This window comes from Niastella sp., from assembly GCF_045805085.1.
In the GTDB taxonomy this organism is placed as follows: domain Bacteria; phylum Bacteroidota; class Bacteroidia; order Chitinophagales; family Chitinophagaceae; genus Niastella.
Map to the genome: position 1 here is coordinate 1 of NZ_JBJMLX010000463.1, position 4667 is coordinate 4667.

Below are 4667 nucleotides of genomic sequence, written 5' to 3' on the forward strand. Positions count from 1 at the left end.
AAACAGGTGTGTTGCTCGATGCATTGGCTGCCGGAGCTGCATTCACTGTTACGTCTGTTGTGGTCGTTGATATACATCCGGTTGCGGTGGTCACTGTTACCGTATAAGTACCGCTGGCTGCACCAGTGGTATTGGCAATTACCGGGTTCTGTTGGGTTGAAGAGAATCCATTCGGTCCGTTCCAGACATACGATACACCGCCGCTGGCAAACAGGTTCAACGTATTTCCTGTACAAACAGGGCTGTTGCTCGATGCACCAGCAGATACGGCCCCATTTACCGTTACATTTATTGTAGTTGATGCCGAACAGCCGGCTGCATTGGTCACGGTTATTGTATAGGCGCCACCGGCTGATGCTGTTGCATTGGCAATGACCGGGTTTTGTTGCGGTGAACTGAATCCATTCGGTCCGCTCCAGCTATACGATATACCACCACTGGCGCTCAGGTTCAGGTTGCCTCCTGTGCATACAGGACTGTTGGAGGATGCATTGGCAACTGGTGAAGTGCCTATTACCACATTGGTAGATGCCGTGGATGAACAACCGTTGGCGTTGGTCACTGTAACCGTATATATTCCACCTGCTGAAGAGGTCGCTGATATGGTCGGGTTCTGTTGCAGTGAACTGAATCCGTTGGGGCCACTCCATGAGTAGGTTGCTCCCGCGCTGGCAAACAGGTTCAATGGATTTCCTGTACAAACAGGACTATTGCTGGCAGCTGTAGCCGGTGTGACTGCATTAATGGCCGCCTGGATAGTTGTTGTTGCCGAACATCCGGAGGCATTGGTCACTGTTACAGTATAGAACCCTGAAGCCGCCGGGGTTACGTTGGAAATGACAGGGTTCTGCTGGAAGGAACTGAATCCATTCGGGCCACTCCATGTATAGGAGGTTCCGCCACCAGCGCTCAGGCTCAGCGCACCGCCCTGGCATACAGGACTATTGCTGGCAGCTAATGGAGTTGGTACTGTATTCACCGTTACATTAGTGGAAGTTGTTGCTGAACAACCGCCGCCACCGCTTACTGTAACTGTATAAGTGCCACTGGCTGCCAACGTTGCAGTTGGTATGGATGGGTTTTGTTGGGTGGAAGAGAATCCATTCGGTCCGCTCCATGAATAAGAGGACCCACCAGCTGCGCTCAAGCTCAATGATGCTCCTTCGCAAACCGGCCCATTATTGGTAGCAAGCGCGTTAATACCTGCACTAACCGTAGCGCTTACAAATGCCTGTGCTGTACAACCAGATGCGTTAGTCACCGTTACTGTATATATGCCGCTTGCTGTAGTGGTAGCATTATTAATAATGGGATTTTGCTGTAATGACACATATCCATTCGGACCTGTCCAGGAATAAGATACGCCACCGCTTGCAATAAGGGTCAGCGTACTGCCCGAACAAACAGGGCTGTTGCTCGATGCCGTTGCAGTTACTCCTGTGTTAACCACAACATTGGTTGTAGTTGTTGCTGAACAGCCAAACGAGTTTGATACAGTTACTGTATAGGTTCCGCTTGCTGCTGTAGTAGCAAAAGCAATGGAGGGATTCTGCAAATTTGAACTGAAACCATTGGGGCCACTCCATGAATAGGAGGCTCCGCCACCGGCGCTCAGGCTCAGGGTATTGCCGGCGCATACCGGGCTGTTGCTGGCCGCAAGCGCAGTTGGGGTTGGATTCAGCGTTACTGTAAAGCTGCAGGTGGTTGTATTCCCGGCTGCATCTTTCGCCGTATAAGTCACTGTTGTTACAGGAGCTGTAAAGGTGGCAGGTGCATCGTTGGTAAAGGAATTCACCCCGCAATTATCAGTAGCTGTAGGTGCTGTCCAGGTTACCGATGGGTTACAGGTAACAATATTGCCCGGGCAATTACTGATCACCGGAGGCGTATTGTCAACAACGTTCACATTGAATGAACAGGTGCTGCTGTTGGTGCTTGCATCGGTTGCCACATAGGTCACCAGGGTAGTTCCTACCGGGAATACTGCTCCTGGTGTATAGTTGGAAGTAAAGGAGGCTATGCTGCCGCAATTATCCGAAGCAGATGGCGGTGTCCAGCTCACGCCTTTTGAACAGGTGAGCGCGCCTGCACCCGTAAATACGGTGATGTCATTAGGACAATTGCTGATCACCGGGTTGGTATGATCTATTACTCTTACGGTTTGTTGCCGGGTAATTGAGTTGTTACAGGAATCCTTTATTGTCCAGGTTACAATGGTTGTGCCTATCGGGTAAATGCCTGGATGGTCATTGGTGATGATAACCGCATTGCTGCAATTATCCTGTGCAGAAAGAATGCCCAGGTTTACACCGGTAGCCTGACAATTGGCATCGGCATCTACTGTAACATCTGCAGGCATTTGTATCACGAATGGTGGTGTATGGTCCTGCACGGTTATGGTCTGTGCAAAATTCGGGCTCGTATTATTCTGCCCATCTGTAAAGTTCCACGTACGCACCCGTACATACCCATGTGGGCATGTGGGATCTGCTGTAGTGACATCAGTTACAAGGTGGATCGTAGTAGAACCACTGCAATTATCTATGGCTGCCGGCGCCAGGGTCAATGCTGCTGCAAGACCAGCGGCATCATCACATTCCAGTGTTGTATTCAATGATCCGGCGGCGGTTGTTATGGTTGGTCCGGATAGATCATGGATAATAACATTCTGTGTAGCTGAAGATGTATTACCATGCCCATCATCAAAGCTCCAATGGATCACATGCGTACCCTGGGTTGAGTAGGTCAATGGATCGGTAGTTGTACCAGTGATCGTACCAGCACAATTATCAGTTGTTGTTGGGGCGGTGGCGGTAGCTGTACATTCGCCGGTTACATCAGCCAGTGTAGGCGTTACAGGAGCGGTTACATCATGGATAATCACATTTTGATTGGCAGTAGAAGTATTGCCATTGCCATCGTCAAATGTCCAATGGATCACGTGTGTGCCCTGGGTTGTGTAGGTCAATGGGTCGGCGGTAGTACCAGTGATCGTGCCCGCACAATTATCCGTTGTAGTGGGCGCTGTAGCGGTAGCCGTACATTCGCCGGTTACATCACCTAGTGTGGGCGTTACAGGAGCAGTTACATCCTGGATAACCACATTCTGGTTGGCTGTTGAAATATTGCCATGACCATCATTAAAGCTCCAATGGATCACGTGAGTGCCTGAAGTATAGGTCACTGGATCGGTAGTAGTACCGGTAACTGTACCCGCACAATTATCCGTTGTAGTGGGCGCTGTAGCAGTAGCTGTACATTCGCCAGTTACATCAGCCAGTACCGGAGCCACCGGTGGCGTTACATCATGTATAATTACATTCTGATTGGCTGTAGAGATATTGCTATTGCCATCGTTAAAGCTCCAATGGATCACATGGGAGCCTGAAGTATAGGTCAATGGATCCGTAGTGGTGCCGGTAATGGTGCCTGAACAATTATCAGTTGTAGTGGGCGCCGTAGCGGTAGCGGTACATTCCCCGGTTACATCAGCCAGTGTGGGCGCTACCGGAGCGGTTACATCATGTATGACCACATTCTGATTGGCAGTAGAAATATTGCCATGACCATCGTCAAAACTCCAATGGATCACGTGTGTGCCCTGGGTGGAGTAAGTCAATGGATCGGTGGTAGTGCCAGTGATCGTACCCGCACAATTATCCGTTGTAGTTGGCGCTGTAGCGGTAGCGGTACATTCGCCGGTTACATCAGCCAGTGTAGGCGCTACAGGAGCGGTTACATCATGAATAACCACATTCTGATTGGCGGTTGAAGTATTGCCATGTCCATCATCAAATGTCCAATGGATCACATGCGTGCCTGAAGTATAGGTCAATGGATCCGTAGTGGTACCGGTAATGGTTCCGGAACAATTGTCCGTTGTAGTAGGCGCTGTCGCAGTAGCTGTACATTCACCGGTTACATCAGCCAGGGTGGGCGCTACAGGAGCGGTTACATCATGTATGACCACATTCTGATCGGCGGTTGAGGTGTTACCATGACCGTCATCAAATGTCCAATGGATCACATGGGTGCCCTGGGTTGAATAGGTCAATGGATCGGTGGTAGTACCGGTGATAGTACCCGCACAATTATCGGTTGTTGTTGGGGCGGTGGCCGTAGCGGTACATTCGCCGGTTACATCAGCCAGTGTGGGCGCTACAGGAGCGGTTACATCATGTATAACCACATTCTGATTAGCTGTAGAGATATTGCCATGACCATCGTCAAAGCTCCAATGGATCACATGGGTGCCTGAAGTATAGGTCAATGGATCAGTAGTGGTACCGGTGATAGTTCCCGAACAATTGTCTGTTGTTGTTGGGGCCGTAGCGGTAGCGGTGCACTCGCCGGTTACATCAGCCAGTGTGGGCGCTACAGGAGCGGTTACATCATGAATAACCACATTCTGATTGGCTGTAGACGTATTGCCGTTGCCATCGTCAAATGTCCAATGAATTACGTGCGTACCCTGGGTGGAGTAAGTCAATGGATCGGTAGTAGTACCAGTGATCGTACCCGCACAATTATCAGTTGTAGTTGGGGCGGTGGCCGTAGCGGTACATTCACCGGTTACATCAGCCAGGGTGGGCGCTACAGGAGCGGTTAAATCATGTATGAACACATTCTGATAGGCGGTAGAGGTGTTACCATGACCTTCATCAAAT

General features: G+C 50.2%; 1 protein-coding gene. It reads right to left on the reverse strand.

Going from position 1 to position 4667, the window contains the following annotated elements; genetic code table 11:
• Positions 1–4667, reverse strand: a 4667-nt coding sequence (locus ACJ751_RS24375) for a beta strand repeat-containing protein (RefSeq protein WP_407748140.1), incomplete at both ends; no start/stop codon positions are given.